The organism is Kitasatospora sp. NPDC048540, assembly GCF_040651175.1.
Lineage (GTDB): Bacteria > Actinomycetota > Actinomycetes > Streptomycetales > Streptomycetaceae > Kitasatospora.
Window position 1 is genome coordinate 1 of the sequence record NZ_JBEZIR010000073.1, and the last position, 15,645, is coordinate 15,645.

Annotated in this window: 15 protein-coding genes; 9 read left to right on the forward strand and 6 right to left on the reverse strand. The window is 73.9% G+C overall.

What is annotated here, in order from left to right:
• Positions 1-125: 125 nt before the first annotated feature.
• The 3 genes from AB0D08_RS25445 to AB0D08_RS25455 form a co-directional block, all read right to left on the reverse strand.
• A complete protein-coding gene (locus AB0D08_RS25445; protein WP_359891907.1) occupies positions 126-1,043 on the reverse strand; it encodes a 5'-3' exonuclease in 918 nt (305 codons plus the stop codon).
• 75 nt (positions 1,044-1,118) lie between these two features.
• Positions 1,119-2,192, reverse strand: a complete 1,074-nt coding sequence (locus AB0D08_RS25450; RefSeq protein ID WP_033825485.1) for a cation diffusion facilitator family transporter — start codon at positions 2,190-2,192, stop codon at positions 1,119-1,121.
• Between the two features lie 187 nt (positions 2,193-2,379).
• Entirely contained in the window at positions 2,380-3,132 is a 753-nt protein-coding gene (locus AB0D08_RS25455) for a gamma-glutamyl-gamma-aminobutyrate hydrolase family protein (protein ID WP_359891860.1), read from the reverse strand.
• A 152-nt stretch (positions 3,133-3,284) separates the two neighbouring features.
• Here AB0D08_RS25455 and AB0D08_RS25460 point away from each other — a divergent pair, with 152 nt between their 5' ends.
• Entirely contained in the window at positions 3,285-4,316 is a 1,032-nt protein-coding gene (locus tag AB0D08_RS25460; protein WP_359891863.1) for a DUF2510 domain-containing protein, read from the forward strand.
• A 59-nt stretch (positions 4,317-4,375) separates the two neighbouring features.
• Here the strand turns inward: AB0D08_RS25460 and AB0D08_RS25465 are convergent, their stop codons facing one another.
• Positions 4,376-4,798 carry a hypothetical protein gene (locus tag AB0D08_RS25465; protein ID WP_033825487.1) on the reverse strand — a complete coding sequence of 141 codons (423 nt, stop codon included), beginning with the start codon at positions 4,796-4,798 and terminating at the stop codon, positions 4,376-4,378.
• Positions 4,799-4,859: 61 nt separating this feature from the next.
• Positions 4,860-6,074, reverse strand: coding sequence for an amino acid deaminase/aldolase (locus AB0D08_RS25470; protein WP_359891865.1), 1,215 nt, complete (start codon positions 6,072-6,074; stop codon positions 4,860-4,862).
• A gap of 80 nt (positions 6,075-6,154) precedes the next feature.
• On the opposite strand from AB0D08_RS25470, the gene AB0D08_RS25475 reads away from it, so the two are divergent.
• The gene (locus tag AB0D08_RS25475) at positions 6,155-6,898 is read left to right on the forward strand and encodes an SseB family protein (RefSeq protein ID WP_033825489.1); all 744 of its coding nucleotides are present in this window, start codon (positions 6,155-6,157) and stop codon (positions 6,896-6,898) included.
• A gap of 99 nt (positions 6,899-6,997) precedes the next feature.
• Here AB0D08_RS25475 and AB0D08_RS25480 read toward each other — a convergent pair whose 3' ends face one another.
• Positions 6,998-7,369, reverse strand: coding sequence for a DUF1844 domain-containing protein (locus AB0D08_RS25480; protein ID WP_033825490.1), 372 nt, complete (start codon positions 7,367-7,369; stop codon positions 6,998-7,000).
• Positions 7,370-7,810: 441 nt separating this feature from the next.
• On the opposite strand from AB0D08_RS25480, the gene infC reads away from it, so the two are divergent.
• The 7 genes from infC (at position 7,811) to pheT (ending at position 15,447) form a co-directional block, all read left to right on the forward strand.
• The gene (infC, locus tag AB0D08_RS25485) at positions 7,811-8,560 is read left to right on the forward strand and encodes a translation initiation factor IF-3 (RefSeq protein ID WP_149038667.1); all 750 of its coding nucleotides are present in this window, start codon (positions 7,811-7,813) and stop codon (positions 8,558-8,560) included.
• Positions 8,561-8,731: 171 nt separating this feature from the next.
• A complete protein-coding gene (gene rpmI / locus AB0D08_RS25490; protein WP_030055648.1) occupies positions 8,732-8,926 on the forward strand; it encodes a 50S ribosomal protein L35 in 195 nt (64 codons plus the stop codon).
• A 103-nt stretch (positions 8,927-9,029) separates the two neighbouring features.
• Positions 9,030-9,419, forward strand: coding sequence for a 50S ribosomal protein L20 (gene rplT, locus AB0D08_RS25495; protein WP_033825492.1), 390 nt, complete (start codon positions 9,030-9,032; stop codon positions 9,417-9,419).
• A 119-nt stretch (positions 9,420-9,538) separates the two neighbouring features.
• Entirely contained in the window at positions 9,539-10,405 is an 867-nt protein-coding gene (locus tag AB0D08_RS25500) for an RNA methyltransferase (protein WP_033825493.1), read from the forward strand.
• A gap of 55 nt (positions 10,406-10,460) precedes the next feature.
• Complete coding sequence (locus AB0D08_RS25505; RefSeq protein ID WP_033825494.1) at positions 10,461-11,564, forward strand: ATP-binding protein; 1,104 nt, start codon at positions 10,461-10,463, stop codon at positions 11,562-11,564.
• A 248-nt stretch (positions 11,565-11,812) separates the two neighbouring features.
• Positions 11,813-12,934, forward strand: a complete 1,122-nt coding sequence (gene pheS / locus AB0D08_RS25510) for a phenylalanine--tRNA ligase subunit alpha (protein WP_033825495.1) — start codon at positions 11,813-11,815, stop codon at positions 12,932-12,934.
• Positions 12,934-15,447, forward strand: coding sequence for a phenylalanine--tRNA ligase subunit beta (gene pheT / locus AB0D08_RS25515; protein ID WP_359891871.1), 2,514 nt, complete (start codon positions 12,934-12,936; stop codon positions 15,445-15,447). Before pheS ends, pheT begins: the two co-directional genes overlap by 1 nt.
• Positions 15,448-15,645: the final 198 nt, after the last annotated feature.

A 15,645-nucleotide genomic window follows, 5' to 3' on the forward strand; every position in this document is an offset into this window, starting at 1 on the left:
ACAACCACCCTGGGGGGGGGGGAACTGCGCGCTGCGGGAGGGCACATGTTGGACTCTTCCGCCCTCGCGCAGTTCCCCGCGCCCCTGTCTTTTGGCCGGCCCAGCGTGCAAGGGGCGCGCCTGATCTACGCCTCGGCGGGCGGCAGGGCCAGTGCGGCGAGCACGCGTTCCAGCGAACTCCCCAGGTTCCAGCGGGTGGAGAGGTCCTCGAGGGTCATCGGGTCGAGCGGTTCGGCCGGCAGGGCCGGGTCGTAGGCGGGGAGCGGGCAGTCGGTGGCGACCCGGACCACGGTGGGGGCGACGTCGAGGTAGCCCGATCCGTCCAGGAGGTTCTTGCGCCGGGCCGGGGTCAGCTTGGAGTCGGGGTCGAGTGCGGCTGCCCGGATCCCGCCCAGATCGCCGTACATGTGCAGCAGTTGGGCGGCGGTCTTCTCGCCGATGCCCTTGGCCCCCGGCAGCCCGTCGCTGGCGTCCCCGCGCAGGGCCGCCAGGTCGGCGTAGGAGGCGCCGTCGACGCCGTACTTCTCCCGCAGCAGCCGGTCGTCGGTGACCTGCAGCTGCCCGACCCCCTTCACGGGGTAGAGCACGGTGACCCGCCGCGCGTCGTCGACCAGCTGGAACAGGTCCCGGTCGCCGGTGACGATCTGGACCGGCCCGGCGGCCCGCGCGGTGAGCGTGCCGATCACGTCGTCCGCCTCGTAGCCGGGCGAGCCGACCCGGGCGATGCCGAGCGCGTCCAGGACCTGTTCGATGACCGGGACCTGGGGGGAGAGGGTGTCCGGGATCTCCTCCTCGCCGTCCTCGGCGGGCTCGGCGGCGAGCCGGTGGGTCTTGTACGAGGGGATCAGGTCGACCCGCCACTGCGGGCGCCAGTCGGCGTCCATGCAGGCGACCAGCTGGTCGGGCCGGTGGTCCTGGACCAGGCGGGCGATGAAGTCGAGCAGGCCGCGGACGGCGTTCACCGGCTGCCCGTCGGGTGACTTCATGGACTCCGGCACGCCGAAGTAGGCGCGGAAGTAGAGGCTGGCGGTGTCGAGCAGCATCAGGCGGGGTGCGGTCACCCTCAGATCATGCCGCACCACGCTGACGTTCCGTCGGTCCGGCGGACCACGCGTCGGTCAGTGCTCGTGCGGTCCGGCGCGGTGGACGGGGCCGTGGGCGTCGGCGCAGTGTTCCCACGGTTCGGTGCCCGGGCCGGTGATCTGCAGCAGCCCCTGGGCGTCGTCCTCGCCGACGTGGTCGACCTGGAGGGTGCTGTGGCTGATCCGGTACTCCTCGCGCAGCCGCCGCTGCAGCGTGCGGCGGACGGCGTGGCAGTCGCCGCCGGGGGTGACCAGGATGTGTGCGGACAGGGCGGGCTGCCCGGAGGTGATCTCCCAGATGTGCAGGTCGTGGATCTCCTCGACCATGGGGGAGGCGACCATCCGGTCGGCGACCACGTCGGGGTCGATGCCGGCGGGGGCGGCCTCCAGGAAGATCCGTCCGGAGTCCCGGACCAGGCCGACGCCGGCCCTGAGCATCAGTGCCACCACGATCAGCGAGGCGATGGCGTCGGCCTGCTCGAATCCGGTGGTGAGCACGATGGCGCCGGCCACCGCGGTGGCGATGAAGGCGTACAGGTCGGTCAGTACGTGCTGGAAGGCGCCCTCGACGTTGAGCGAGCTGCGGTTGGCCTTGGACATGCACCAGGTCGCGGCGATGTTGACGACGATCCCGACCAGCGCGGTGACCAGCACCAGCGCGCCCTCCACCGCGGGCGGGTGGATCAGGCGCTGGACGGCCTCGTAGCCGAGCCAGGCGGACAGCACCAGCAGCGTGACGCCGTTGGCCTGGGCGGAGAGGATCTCGGCCCGCTTGAGCCCGTAGGTGTAGCCGCCGCGGGCGGGCCGGGCGGCGAGCCGCATGGCGACCAGGGCCAGCACAATGGAGGCCGCGTCGGTGAGCATGTGGGCGGCGTCGGAGATCAGGGCCAGCGACTGGGCGGCGAAGCCGACCACCACCTCGCCGGCCATGAAGACCACGATCAGCGCGAGTGCGCTGAGCAGCCAGCGGCGGTCGGCGTCGGCGGCCACCGCGTGCGAGTGCCCGCCGTGCCCGCCGTGGTCGTGCGCGCTGTGGCCGTGCCCGCTGTGGTCCGAACCGCCCGGGTCGTGCGTCTGGTGGTCGTGTCCCTGGTGGTCGTGGCCGCCCATCGAGATCCTCTCCCGCACGCTCCGGTCGCCGGGCGCAACTGCCCGTCCACGAAGTGAACCCCAGATCGGAGGAAGATCCAAAGCCTGCACTGGTGACCGTTGTCGTTCCCGCCGGACGGGCTACCGCGGGGCCGCCGAGCGGCCGAGTGGCGGCCCGTCCGCGCGGCGGGCGGGGCGGTCCCGGCGGTCAGCCGACCGGCTGCAGTTCGGGGGTACGGGCGGCCGCGGCGGCACCCACCAGCGCCTGCATCACCCGCAGGTCCTCGCCCTGCTCGGGGTGCCACTGCACGCCGAGCACGAAGGCGCCGCCGGCGGTGTCCTCCACCGCCTCGACGGTGCCGTCCTCGGCCCGGGCGCAGACCGTCAGCCCTTCGCCGAGCCGGTCCACCGCCTGGTGGTGCGAGGTCGGCACCACCACGCTCTCCGTCCCGAGCACCCCGCCCAGCCCGGTGCCCGCGAGCGCGCGGACGGCGTGCCGCCCGTAGCTGCCCTCGCCGCCCGCGTGGCCCTCGTGGTGGACCACATCGGGCAGGTGCTGGATCAGCGAGCCGCCCCGGACCACGTTCAGCAGCTGCATCCCCCGGCAGATCCCCAGCACCGGGACGCCGCCGGCCAGCGCGGCGCGCAGCAGCGCTGCCTCCCAGGCGTCCCGCTCGGGTGCGTCGGCCTCGGTCCGGGGGTGGGCGGGCTCGTCGTAGAGGAGCGGGTCGACGTCCTCGCCGCCGGCGATCACCAGGCCGTCCAGCCGGGCCAGCGCGGCGGGCGCGTGTTCGGGGGCGTCCGGCGGGAGCAGGACGGCGACGCCGCCGGAGTCCCGGACCAGGGCCGGGTAGCGCTCGGGCAGCATGACCGCGAGCCGGCGGTCGAAGCGGCCCCAGGCGGCCGTGGTGCGGTAGGTGCTGATGCCGATGACGGGCCGTTGGGCGATGCCGTGGGTCATGCCGGGAATTCTGCCGTCTCGTGGGGCGCGATGCGGCCGCTGGGGCGATCCGGGTGAGCGGTGTGTCTTTCTCATCCGAATCTCATCGGGGGAGCGCCAATCTCAGCTCCCGCTGATTCCGTGCTTATCCGCGGGCCCTTAGATTCTCTGGGGTGAGCGAGCAGATTCCCGCCGGGTGGTACCCGGACCCGAAGGACCCGACCGGCGACCCGCGGCCCGAGCGCTGGTGGGACGGCCATGGATGGACCGCCGAGACCCGGCCCGGCACGGTCGCCGACGCAACCGGGAGTGACGACGGGCGGGTGCTCGAAGGCCAGGTGCTGGGTGCCGACCCGACGGTCCGCTTCCCCGAGCTGCCGCCGGCCGACGCGGCCCCGCGCAAGCCCAGGACCGGCCCCGGCAAGGCGGTCCTGCTGGCCACCTCGGTGGCCGCGCTGATCGGCCTGGCGGTGGGTTCCGGGGTGACCTACCTGGTGATGGACGGCCGCTCCGGCCACAGCAGCGCCGTGGACCGGCCGGGCCAGCGCCCGGGTTCGGACAGCATGCGCGGCCCGGGCGGCGGCGGCCCCGGCGGTAAGGGCGGCAACGGCCCGGGCGGCCAGAACGGCCAGGGCAAGGGCGGCCAGGGCAACGGCCAGGGCGGCCGCGGCGGCAACGGTGGCCCGGGCGGCGGCGGACCGGCCGTCGACGCGGTCAACCGGATCAGCCTGCCGGTACCCGACGGCTGGGACGGCGGCACCACCGACAAGGGCTACGCCGCGCTCACCATCGGCTCGTACACCTGCGCCGACGGCAAGAGCGACTGCTCCCTCGGCGGGGCGGTCACCGGCAAGGTCGACGGCACCGACGCCAAGCAGGCGGCGCTCGCGGACATCGCGGCGGCGGCCAAGGAGTCCTACAACGACGTCAAGTCGCACGAGGAGCTGAAGTCGGAGCCGGTCACGGTGGCCGGGCACAGCGGCTACCTGGTCCGCTGGAAGGTCGACGCGGCGCAGGGCAACGACGGCTACGTCGAGACCGTGGTCTTCCCGACCGCGGACGGCAAGCAGCTGGCCACCGTCCACCTGGGCTTCGACATCGACCCCAAGGCGCCCGACGTGAAGGTGATGGACAACATCGTCGCCGGGATCACCACGTACGACGGCCCCGCCCTCGGCGGCGCCCCGGGCGGCACCCGCACCTGAGCGGGCCCACCCTGCCGACGGTCCCCGGTGCCCGGCGCCGGGGACCGTCGCGCGTGGGGTCAGCGGCCGGTGACGCGGCCGTTGACGTCGCCCTGGACGTAGCCGGCCTGGATCACCGGCTCGTTGTACACCCCACGGCCGGTGATGCTGTTGTGCACCGAGCCGGGCGCCGGCGCCGGCTCCTGGTGCGGCGCGAGCTCGTCGAGCAGTGCCCGCAGCTGGGCGGCGGCCTCCGGGTCGGCCGCGAGGGCGCGGCGCAGCCGGGCCTCCCACTCCGCCTCGGCGCCGACGGCCGCGGCCGCCTGGTCATCGGCGCACAGCAGCTCGCGGCGGACCTCCTCCAGCTCCTCGCCGACCGCCTCGCTGCGCCGCCCGAACAGCGACGCGAACCGCCCGCGCGCCTCCGTCCACAGCTCGGTCACCATCAACCCGACCAGCGTGCTCGCCCCTGACGTGGCCAGTGCGACGATCTCCGCCTCCATGGCGGCCCCCTCTCGGTGTCACCGTCCGACTGACCGTCAGCCTAGACCGGACCGGTGACGGTCAGAGGTACGTTTTCCCCTCGCCCCGGTAGGTGGGCACGGTGTCGACCACCCGGTCGCCCTCGATCAGGTGCAACTCGGCGAAGCGCTCGCACAGTTCGCCGGCCTTGGCGTGCCGGAACCAGACCCGGTCGCCGATCAGCAGGTCGTCGGCGGCCGGGCCGAGCAGCGGGGTCTGCACCTCGCCCGCGCCCTCCTGCGGGTCGTAGCGCAGCCCGGCGGGCAGGTACGGCTCCGGCGAGCGGTCCGGCCCGGCCGCGCCGGACGCGGGGTACCCGCCGCCGAGCACGGTGACCACCCCGACCCCCGGCCGCCGGACCACCGGCTGGGCGAACAGGGCGGCCGGACGGCCGTGGAACGAGCGGTAGTTGTCGAACAGCCGGGGCACGTACAGGCCGGACCCGGCGGCGACCTCGGTCACCGCGCGCTCGGCCACCGTGCTCTCCACGCTGCCGGTGCCGCCGCCGTTCACGAACTCCAGGTCCGCGACCTCGCGCAGCCGCCGCACCACCGCGGCCCGCCGGACGGCCAGTTCGGTACGGGCCTTCGCCTGCATCAGCTGTACGGCCCGCGAGCGCAGCGGCCGGCCGGCCACCCGGTCGCCGACGCCGGCGATGTGGCCCTCGTACGCCATCAGGCCGACCACCCTGAACCCCGGTCGGTTGTGCACCAGTTCGGCGAACGCGCCGAGCTCCTCGGGGGTCCGCAGCGGTGCCCGCCGGGCGCCGACCCGGACCCGGCCGCCGAGCAGGTGGAGCGAGGTGTCCAGCTCCAGGCAGACCCGGACGGTCTCGGTGCCCTCGCGGGCCCGGTCCACCAGGTCCAGCTGGGCCGGGTCGTCGATCAGGACGGTGACGGCGGCGGCCAGTTTGGGGTCGGCGGTCAGCTCGGCGTAGCCGGAGCGGTCGGCGGACGGGTAGGCCAGCAGGACGTCGTCGAAGCCGGAGCGGGCCAGCCAGAGCGACTCGGCCAGGGTGAAGCTCATGATCCCGGCGAACCCGTCCATCCCCAGCACCCGTTCCAGCAGTGCCCGGCAGCGCACCGACTTGCTGGCCACCCGGACCGGCTTGCCGGCGGCCCGCCGGACCAGGTCGGCGGCGTTGGCGTCGAACGCGTCCAGGTCGACCACGGCCAGTGGCGCGTCGAGGTGCGCGGTGGCCCGGTCGTAGCGGGCCCGGTCGGCGGCGGTACCCGGGGAGGGGCGGAGGTTGGCCATGGCCGCAGACTGCCACACGGCGCTACCGCTGGGTAGGGTCCCGTCCCGGATATCGCGGCCGGGTGGCATACCCTCACGGGGTGGAGCGCAAGAACATTCCGAACCCCGGGTTCGCGGACGACGACGGCACCGCCGACCCCCGCCTCGCCGCGGCCCTGGCGGCCTGGGCCGAGGATCGCGCGGCGGAGGGCGAGCTGCTGGACGCCCTGACCGCGAGCCGGCTGATGGTGCCGATCGTGGCGCTGCTCGGTGAGGTGGAGACCGGCCCCGACGGCCTGCGGCACGAGAAGACCAGCGACATGGCCGTCCCGGTGGTCGAGGCGGCGGACGGCCGCCGGGCGCTGCCGGCCTTCACCTCGCTGGCGAGCATGGCCCGCTGGCGCGCCGACGCCCGGCCGGCGCCGGTGGCCGCCCCGCAGGCCGCCATGGTGGCGTACTCCGAGCGGGCCGACACCCTGCTGCTCGACCCGGCCGGGCCGGTCCCGTTCCAGCTGACCGGCGCCCGGCTGCGCGCGGTGGCGGAGAACCGGCACTACCTGCCGCCGGTCGCCGATCCGCAGGTGCGCGAGGCGGTGCGCGGGGTGCTCGCGGCCGAACCGGCCGTCGTGGCCGGCCATCTGCTGCCCGGCGAGGGAGTGGACGGCACGGTGGCGGTGACCCTGGCGGAGGGGACTGCCGAGGCGGAGGTCCGGGAGACGGTCGAGCGGCTGGCCCGGGCGCTGACCGGGGACCCGGTGCTCCGGGTCAGGCTGGACCGCGGTCTGCAGCTGGCACTGGTGCCGGCCACCACCGCGCTGCCCGCCGACGCCCTCCACCGCCGCTGACCCGGCGCCCGCGGGCGCGGTCCGGTGTCCACCGGCGCCTGACACGCCGATGCCCCCGGAGCGGACTCCGGGGGCATCGGCGTACGGGAGCGGCGGCGCTCAGGAGTAGACGGGCCCGGTGAACTTCTCGCCGGGGCCGGCGCCGGGGGCGTCCGGGACCAGCGAGGCCTCGCGGAAGGCCAGCTGGAGCGAGCGCAGGCCGTCCCGCAGCGGGGCGGCGTGGAAGTTGCTGATCTCCGGCGCACCGGCGGTGACCAGGCCGGCCAGTGCGGTGATCAGCTTGCGGGCCTCGTCCAGGTCCTTGTCCTTCTCGCCGCCCTCGGCGAGTCCGCACTTCACGGCGGCGGCGCTCATCAGGTGGACCGCCACGGTGGTGATCACCTCGACGGCCGGCACCTCCGCGATGTCGCGGGTCAGGTCGTCGAAGCCGATCGCCTGGTCGTCGTCGTGCTCGTGCGGCTGGCTGGTCAAGGTGGGCTCACTCCGTCGTGCCGGGTTGGGTACACAGCGAGCGTACCCAGCCGGTGCGCCGCCGCAGGTGGGCGGTGGGGCCCGGCGGGGCCGGAATACCGGTGGCCGGGGAAAGGCTGTATGCTTCGAGACTGACCGGCCAGGTTCCCGCATGGGTTCGTGGCCAGCAAGTGGAGGCTCCACCCCGGAGGTCCGTCAGGGCCGCCGAGCCAGTCTCCCACCCGCTTCGTCCTCACGGTCGACGGGTACGGTCCGCGACAGGCGCCCGTCAGGGCCGCAGGTCGCCAGCGGCGCCCTCATCCGGCGCCCAGGATTGTGTGGAGCCCCGCGTGCAACCGTGCGGGGCTTTTTTCGTGCTTGCGGTGCTGTTCGCAGCGCAGCATGAATGAAGCCCCGCCCAGTGGTCGAAGCCACTACGTGCGACCGCCGTCCGACGGCCGCATCGAAAAAAGGTGCAACCGAGGAGGCCCCATCAGCACCGAGCCCCGCATCAACGACCGGATCCGCGTCCCCGAGGTGCGACTCGTCGGTCCCAGCGGCGAGCAGGTCGGCATCGTCCCGCTCGCGAAGGCGCTGGAGCTTGCCCAGGAGTACGACCTCGACCTGGTCGAGGTTGCCGCCACCGCGCGGCCGCCGGTCTGCAAGCTCATGGACTACGGCAAGTTCAAGTACGAGTCGGCCATGAAGGCCCGTGAGGCGCGCAAGAACCAGGCGCACACGGTCATCAAGGAGATGAAGCTCCGGCCGAAGATCGACCCGCACGACTACGACACCAAGAAGGGTCACGTCGTCCGGTTCCTCAAGCAGGGCGACAAGGTCAAGATCACGATCATGTTCCGCGGTCGTGAGCAGTCCCGCCCCGAGCTGGGCTTCCGACTGCTGCAGCGGCTCGCGGACGACGTCCAGGACCTGGGCTTCGTCGAGTCCTCGGCGAAGCAGGACGGCCGAAACATGATCATGGTTCTCGGCCCGCACAAGAAGAAGACCGAGGCCATGGCCGAGGCCCGTGCGATCGCGGACGCCCGCAAGGCCGAGCGCCAGGGCCGGACCCCCGGTTCGGCCGCCGACGACACCGAGGACATCGAGGCCGACGAGGCCCTCGACCAGGCCGAGGACGTCGAGGGCGACGAGACCGCGGAGGCCCCGGCCGCCGAGGTCGAGCAGCCGGCCGAGACCGCGCAGGACGCCTGAGCCCCAGGGCTCACGGCTCGTCCGAGCGACCGGCCACCAGGCACCGGGGCATCCGCCCCGGTGACCGACGAACCGCCCTCCTGACCCGACACCTGGGTGGGGAGGGGCCTGTGCCCGGGGCCCGCACAGCAGTGTGCGGGCCGAGGGCGGACGATGAGGAGAGACGGCGACATGCCGAAGCAAAAGACGCACAGCGGCGCCAGCAAGCGCTTCAAGATCAGCGGCTCCGGGAAGGTGCTGCGCGAGCGTGCCGGCCGTCGCCACCTGCTGGAGCACAAGCCCTCGACGCTGACCCGCAAGCTGGCCGGCACCGTCGAGCTGGCCCCGGCCGACGCCAAGAAGATCAAGAAGCTTCTGGGCAAGTGATCGCTCGCCCGCGGCACCGCCGCGGGACCGGCTGATCCTTCCCGACCCAATCGAATGACGGACCGCGTGAAGCAGTCCGCGGTCCAAACCTAGGAGTAATCAAGTGGCACGCGTCAAGCGGGCAGTGAACGCCCACAAGAAGCGCCGGGTCATCCTCGAGCGGGCCAGCGGTTACCGCGGCCAGCGGTCGCGCCTGTACCGCAAGGCCAAGGAGCAGGTCACCCACTCGCTCGTCTACAACTTCAACGACCGCAAGAAGCGCAAGGGCGACTTCCGCCAGCTCTGGATCCAGCGCATCAACGCTGCGGCCCGTGCCAACGGCATCACCTACAACCGCTTCGTGCAGGGCCTGAAGGCCGCCGGCGTCGAGATCGACCGCAAGATGCTGGCCGAGCTGGCCGTGCACGACGCCGGTGCGTTCGCCGTGCTCGTCGAGGTCGCCCAGAAGGCGCTGCCGGCCGACGTGAACGCGCCGAAGGTCGCCGCTGCCTGATCCCGAGCGGATCACAGCTGAGCTGTCCGGACCCGCAGGCCCCAGGGCCTGCGGGTCCGATTCGTTGGCGCGGCCCCCCGGCCTCCCGGAGCCACCGGCCCTACCCAGAGAACGAGAGCATGCAGAGCACCGACACCCCCCTGCTCACCTCCCTGCGCTCCCCGCGGGTGGCCGCCGCCCGCCGGCTCGCCAAGCGCAACCAGCGCAGCAAGGAGCGCCGTTTCCTGGCCGAGGGCCCGCAGGCCGTCCGGGAGGCGGTGGCGTTCGGGCGGCTGCCGGGCTCGGCCGAGCACGCCGTGGTGGAGATCTACCTCACCGTGGACGCCGCCGAGCGCCACGCGGAGATCGTCGAGGCGGCGCTGGCCGCCGGACTGCCGGTGCTCACCGCGACCGACGAGGTGATCGCCGAGATCTGCGACACCGTGACCCCGCAGGGCATCGTCGCGCTCTGCCGCTTCATCGACACGCCCTTCGAGCAGGTGCTGGCCGCCCGCCCGCAGCTGGTCGCCGTGCTCGCGCACGTCCGTGACCCCGGCAACGCCGGCACCGTGCTGCGCACCGCCGACGCGGCCGGCGCGGACGCCGTGATCCTCACCGACGCCTCGGTCGACCTGTACAACCCGAAGGCCGTCCGGGCCTCCGTCGGCAGCCTGTTCCACCTGCCGTTCGCCACCGGTGTGCCGATCGAGGAGGCCGTCGCCCGGCTGCGCGAGGCCGGCGTGCGGGTGCTGGCCGCGGACGGCGCGGGGGAGCGGGACCTGGACCAGGAGCTCGACGAGGGCACCCTGGGCGCGCCCGGCGCCTGGGTCTTCGGCAACGAGGCCTGGGGCCTGCCGGAGGAGACCCGCGCACTGGCCGACGAGGTGGTGCGCGTACCCATCCACGGACACGCCGAGAGCCTCAACCTCGCCACGGCCGCCGCCGTCTGCCTCTACGCCTCGGCCCGGGCGCAGCGCTCGCCCGGAGGCTGTCGCGTACGGGGGTAGGGGCGCTAGGGTCTGCTCGGGGCGGCAACACGCTGGGTAAGCGGGAGGGACACCCATGGTGGGCAGCGGTGCACGGCTCGACCCGGACGATCTGCCGGACGGGCTGGTGGTCGCCGACGCCCGCGGCCTGGTGACCGTCTTCAACGCCGCCGCCGCCCGGATCACCGGCCGCTCGCAGGCCGCGGCGCTCGGCGCCCCGCTGGAGCAGGCCCTGCCGCTGGAGGACCTCGACGGCCGGCGCTGGTGGCAGCTGACCGACCCGTACGGCGGTCTCGCGGTCCGCACCGGCCAGCCGGAGCGCAACCTGCTGCTGCCCGGCGGCCGCGAGGTGCTGGCCTGCGCCCGGTACGTCCGGGACCGCCCCTGCGGGCCGGTGCGGCAGGTGGTGGTGTCGCTGCGCGGCACCGAGGCGCGCCGGCGGACCGAGCGCAGCCACGCCGAACTGATCGCCACCGTCGCGCACGAGCTGCGCTCCCCGCTGACCAGCGTCAAGGGCTTCACCGCGACGCTGCTGGCCAAGTGGGAGCGGTTCAACGACGGGCAGAAGCGGGTGATGCTGGAGACCGTCGACGCCGACGCCGACCGGGTCACCCGGCTGATCGCCGAGCTGCTGGACATCTCCCGGATCGACGCCGGGCGCCTGGAGGTCCGCAAGCAGGTGGTCGACCTGCCGGCCGCGGTCCGCCGGCACGTGGCCGGCAAGATCGCCGCCGGGATCCCGGCGGAGCGCTTCGACATCCGGGTCGGCGAACCGGCCGGGCCGCTGTGGGCCGACCCGGACAAGGTCGACCAGGTGCTGGCCAACCTGCTGGAAAATGCGGTGCGGCACGGCGAGGGCACTGTCACCATCGAGGTGGCGCCCGCCAAGGAAGTGGTCGAGGCGGCCGGCTGGGAGCCCCCGGGCACCCCGCCCCGGGTCCTGGAAGGAACAGCGGTCACCGTGAGCGACGAAGGCAGCGGCATCCCCGAGGAGTCGATGCCGCGCGTCTTCACCCGCTTCTGGCGCGGCTCCAAGCGCGGCGGCACCGGACTCGGCCTCTACATCGTCAAGGGCATCGTCGAGGCCCACGGCGGCACCATCCGGATCAGCCGCGCCCCCGGCGGCGGCGCCCAGTTCCGATTTATCCTGCCCGCCGGAGTGCCGGACTTCATGCTCTGAGAGCCCCTGGAGCGACCGGCCCGGCGGGCTCCGCCGTGCGGGGGCCCCGCGGACCTGCGGCCGGCCCTGCGCGCGCTACGACTACACTCGACCTTTGGCGTTGTGGTACGCCCTGCGCGGCCGAGCCGCGGACACCCCTCCTCCCGTCACCGGGACCGGCTGCCCGCGACCAGGCCACGCCGGGCGTGACGCAGGGGCGAGCTGTTCCACCAGAACCCTTCACCAGCAGGAGCACGGGAAAGATAGAGATGTCGGCACCCAATAAGTCGTACGACCCGGTAGAGGTCGAGGCACTCAAGCCCGAGGTGGTGGAGCAGGCCCGGGACGAGGCCGTCGCGGCGTTCGCCGCGGCCGGCAGCCTCGACGAGCTGAAGGCCGCCAAGGTCGCCCACACCGGCGACCGCTCCCCGCTGTCGCTGGCCAACCGCGAGATCGGCGCGCTGCCGCCGCACGCGAAGGCCGCGGCGGGCAAGCTGATCGGCCAGGCCCGCGGCGCCGTCAACCAGGCGCTGGCGAAGCGTCAGGCCGAGCTGGAGGCGGAGCGGGACGCCCGCGTGCTGGTCGAGGAGGCGGTCGACGTCACGCTGCCGTACGACCGCGCCCCGCGCGGCGCCCGGCACCCGCTGACCACCCTGGCCGAGCGGATCGAGGACACCTTCGTGGCCATGGGCTACGAGGTCGCCGAGGGCCCCGAGGTCGAGGCGGAGTGGCTCAACTTCGACGCCCTCAACCTGGACCAGGACCACCCGGCCCGCTCGATGCAGGACACCTTCTTCGTCCAGGCCCCGGACGGCACCCCGGACTCCGGCGTCGTGCTGCGCACCCAGACCTCCCCGGTCCAGGCCCGCACCATGCTCGACCGCGAGCCCCCCATCTACGTGGTCTGCCCCGGCCGGGTCTACCGGACCGACGAGCTGGACGCCACCCACACCCCGGTCTTCCGTCAGGTCGAGGGCCTCGCGGTGGACGAGGGCATCACCTTCGCCGACCTCAAGGGCACCATCGAGCTGCTGGTGTCCAAGCTGATCGGCGACGGCCTGCAGCTGCGCTGGCGGCCCTCGTACTTCCCGTTCACCGAGCCGAGCGCCGAGATCGACCTGCAGTGCTTCGTCTGCCGGGGCGAGAGCGTCGGCAACCCGGACCGCCCCTGCCGCACCTGCTCCTCCGAGGGCTGGATCGAGCTCGGCGGCTGCGGCGTGGTCAACCCGCGGGTGCTGGTCGCCTGCGGCGTCGACCCGAGCCGCTACAGCGGGTTCGCCTTCGGCCTCGGCCTGGAGCGAATCCTGATGAACCGCCACAACGTCGCCGACATGCGCGACATGGTCGAGGGTGACGTCCGCTTCACCCTCCCGTTCGGGATGGAGATCTGATGCGCGTCCCGCTTTCCTGGCTGCGCGAGTACGTCGACCTTCCGGCGGGTGAGACCGGCCGTGACGTCGCGGCCCGCCTGGTCCGGGCCGGTCTGGAGGTCGAGACCGTCGAGCAGCTCGGCGCCGATCTCAAGGGCCCGCTGGTGGTCGGCGAGGTGCTCTCCATCGAGGAGCTGTCCGGCTTCAAGAAGCCGATCCGGCACTGCTTCGTCAACGTGGGTGCCGCCAACGGCACCGGCGAGCCGCAGGAGATCGTCTGCGGTGCGACCAACTTCGCCGTCGGCGACAAGGTGGTCGTGGTGCTGCCGGGCGCGGTGCTGCCCGGTCCGTTCCCGATCGCCGCGCGGCAGACCTACGGCCACACCTCGGCCGGCATGATCTGCTCCGCCCGCGAGCTCGGGATGGGCGACGACCACAACGGCATCATCGTGCTGGAGCCGCACCACGAGCCCGGCACCGACGCGATCGAGCTGCTGCAGCTGGTCGACGAGGTGCTGGACATCGCGGTCACCCCGGACCGCGGCTACTGCCTCTCCATGCGCGGGGTGGCCCGCGAGGCCGCCGCCGCGTACGGGCTGCCGCTGGCCGACCCGGCGCTGCTGGACGTGCCCCCGGCCAACTCGTACGGCTACCTGGTGAAGGTCGCCGACCCGGCCGGCTGCGACCGTTTCGTGGCCCGCACCGTGACCGGCGTCGACCCCTCGGCGCAGTCGCCGATCTGGCTGCAGCGCCGGCTGCAGAAGTCGGGCATCCGCCCGATCTCGCTGACCGTCGACATCACCAACTACGTGATGCTGGAGGTCGGCCAGCCGCTGCACGCCTACGACCGCAACCGGGTCGACGGCCCGATCCAGGTCCGCCGGGCGGCCGCGGGGGAGACCCTCATCACCCTGGACGGCGTGAAGCGCAAGCTGTCCACCGAGGACCTGCTGATCTGCGACAACTCCGGGCCGATCGGCCTGGCCGGGGTCATGGGCGGCGCCACCACCGAGATCCTCGAGCCGGTGGTCGACCCGGAGACCGGCCAGGTCACCGGCTCCACCGACGTGATCATCGAGGCCGCGCACTTCGAGCCGGTCGCGATCGCCCGCTCCGCCAAGCGCCACAAGCTGCCCTCCGAGGCGTCCAAGCGCTTCGAGCGCGGTGTCGACCCGGAGGCCGCCCGCGCCGCTGCCCAGCGCGCGGTGGACCTGCTGGTGCTGATCGCCGGCGGTACCGCGGAGGCCGGGGTCACCGACATCGCCGCCCCGCACCCGCTGCGCACCATCGCCATCGACGCGGACCTGCCGGACCGGGTCGCGGGCACCGGGTACGGCCGCGAGACCGTCACCCGGCGGCTGCAGGAGATCGGCTGCACCGTGGTGGGCACCGACATCCTGGAGGTCACCCCGCCGACCTGGCGGCCCGACCTGACCGACCCGTACGACCTCGCCGAGGAGGTCATCCGGCTGGAGGGGTACGACAACGTCCCCGCCCGGATGCCCACCGTCCCGCCGGGCCGCGGCCTGACCGAGGCGCAGCGGTTCCACCGCCGGGCCGGGGTGGCGCTGGCCGGGGCCGGGTTCGTCGAGGTGAACAACTACCCGTTCGTCGGCGAGGCCGCGCTGGACGCCCTCGGCCTGGAGCCGGACGACGACCGCCGCCGCACGGTCAAGCTGGTCAACCCGCTCAACGACGAGGAGCCGGGCCTGCGCACCACGCTGCTGCCGGGGCTGCTCGGCGCGGTGCGGCGCAACCTGGGGCGCGGCAACACCGACCTGGCGGTCTTCGAGACCGGCACGGTGTTCCTGCCCAAGGCGGAGCTCAAGGTGGCCCCGCGGCTGCCCGTCGACCGCCGTCCGAGCGACGCCGAGCTGGCCGAGCTGGACGCGGCCCTGCCCGACCAGCCGCGGCGGATCGCCGTCGCGCTGGCCGGTGAGCGGCTGCCGTCCGGCTGGTGGGGCAAGGGCGCGCAGGCGGGCTGGGCGGACGCGGTCGAGGCGGCCCGTACGGTGGCCCGCGCGGCCAACGTCGAGCTGACCGTCCGCCAGGCCCAGCGGGCCCCGTGGCACCCGGGCCGGTGCGCCGAACTGCTGGTCGGCGACCGGGTGGTGGGCCACGCCGGTGAGCTGCACCCGCGGGTGACCAAGGCGCTGCACCTGCCGGAGCGCACCGCGGCGATGGAGATCGACGTGGACCTGCTGTTCGCCGGGGGCGGGCAGCGGGTCAGCGGTCCGGCGGTGTCCTCGTACCCGGTGGCCACCCAGGACGTCGCGCTGATCGTCGACGCGGCCGTCCCGGCGGCCGAGGTCGAGGCGGCGCTGCGGGACGGCGCCGGTGCCCTGCTGGAGGCGATCCGGCTGTTCGACGTGTTCACCGGCGAGCAGGCGGGCGAGGGCAAGAAGTCGCTGGCGTACTCGCTGCGCTTCCGGGCCGGCGACCGCACGCTGACCGCGGACGAGGCCTCGGCCGCGCGCGCGAACGCGGTGGCGGTGGCCGGCGAGCGGACCGGCGCGGTGCTGCGCGGGGTCTGAGCGCGGCGGTAGGCAGACGCGAACGGCCCCGGCCCCGGAGTCCACACTCCGGGGCCGGGGCCGTTCCGCGTCCTCTCCGGGTCCGCGTCTTTTTCGGTGCGTCCCGGCGTCGCGCCGGTCTTGACGCGGACATTGTCGGCGCAGGTGGGAGGGGGTGCGGGCGTCGCGGGCCGCGGTGGGGCCGGGATTCGGGTCAAC

Bases quoted from the DNA above. Each gene is read 5' to 3' on its own strand.
- AB0D08_RS25445 (WP_359891907.1), bottom strand. From the start codon at position 1,043: ATGCTGCTCGACACCGCCAGCCTCTACTTCCGCGCCTACTTCGGCGTG.
- AB0D08_RS25450 (WP_033825485.1), bottom strand. From the start codon at position 2,192: ATGGGCGGCCACGACCACCAGGGACACGACCACCAGACGCACGACCCG.
- AB0D08_RS25455 (WP_359891860.1), bottom strand. From the start codon at position 3,132: ATGACCCACGGCATCGCCCAACGGCCCGTCATCGGCATCAGCACCTAC.
- AB0D08_RS25465 (WP_033825487.1), bottom strand. From the start codon at position 4,798: ATGGAGGCGGAGATCGTCGCACTGGCCACGTCAGGGGCGAGCACGCTG.
- AB0D08_RS25470 (WP_359891865.1), bottom strand. From the start codon at position 6,074: ATGGCCAACCTCCGCCCCTCCCCGGGTACCGCCGCCGACCGGGCCCGC.
- rpmI (WP_030055648.1), top strand. From the start codon at position 8,732: ATGCCGAAGCAAAAGACGCACAGCGGCGCCAGCAAGCGCTTCAAGATC.
- AB0D08_RS25500 (WP_033825493.1), top strand. From the start codon at position 9,539: ATGCAGAGCACCGACACCCCCCTGCTCACCTCCCTGCGCTCCCCGCGG.
- AB0D08_RS25505 (WP_033825494.1), top strand. From the start codon at position 10,461: ATGGTGGGCAGCGGTGCACGGCTCGACCCGGACGATCTGCCGGACGGG.
- pheS (WP_033825495.1), top strand. From the start codon at position 11,813: ATGTCGGCACCCAATAAGTCGTACGACCCGGTAGAGGTCGAGGCACTC.
- pheT (WP_359891871.1), top strand. From the start codon at position 12,934: ATGCGCGTCCCGCTTTCCTGGCTGCGCGAGTACGTCGACCTTCCGGCG.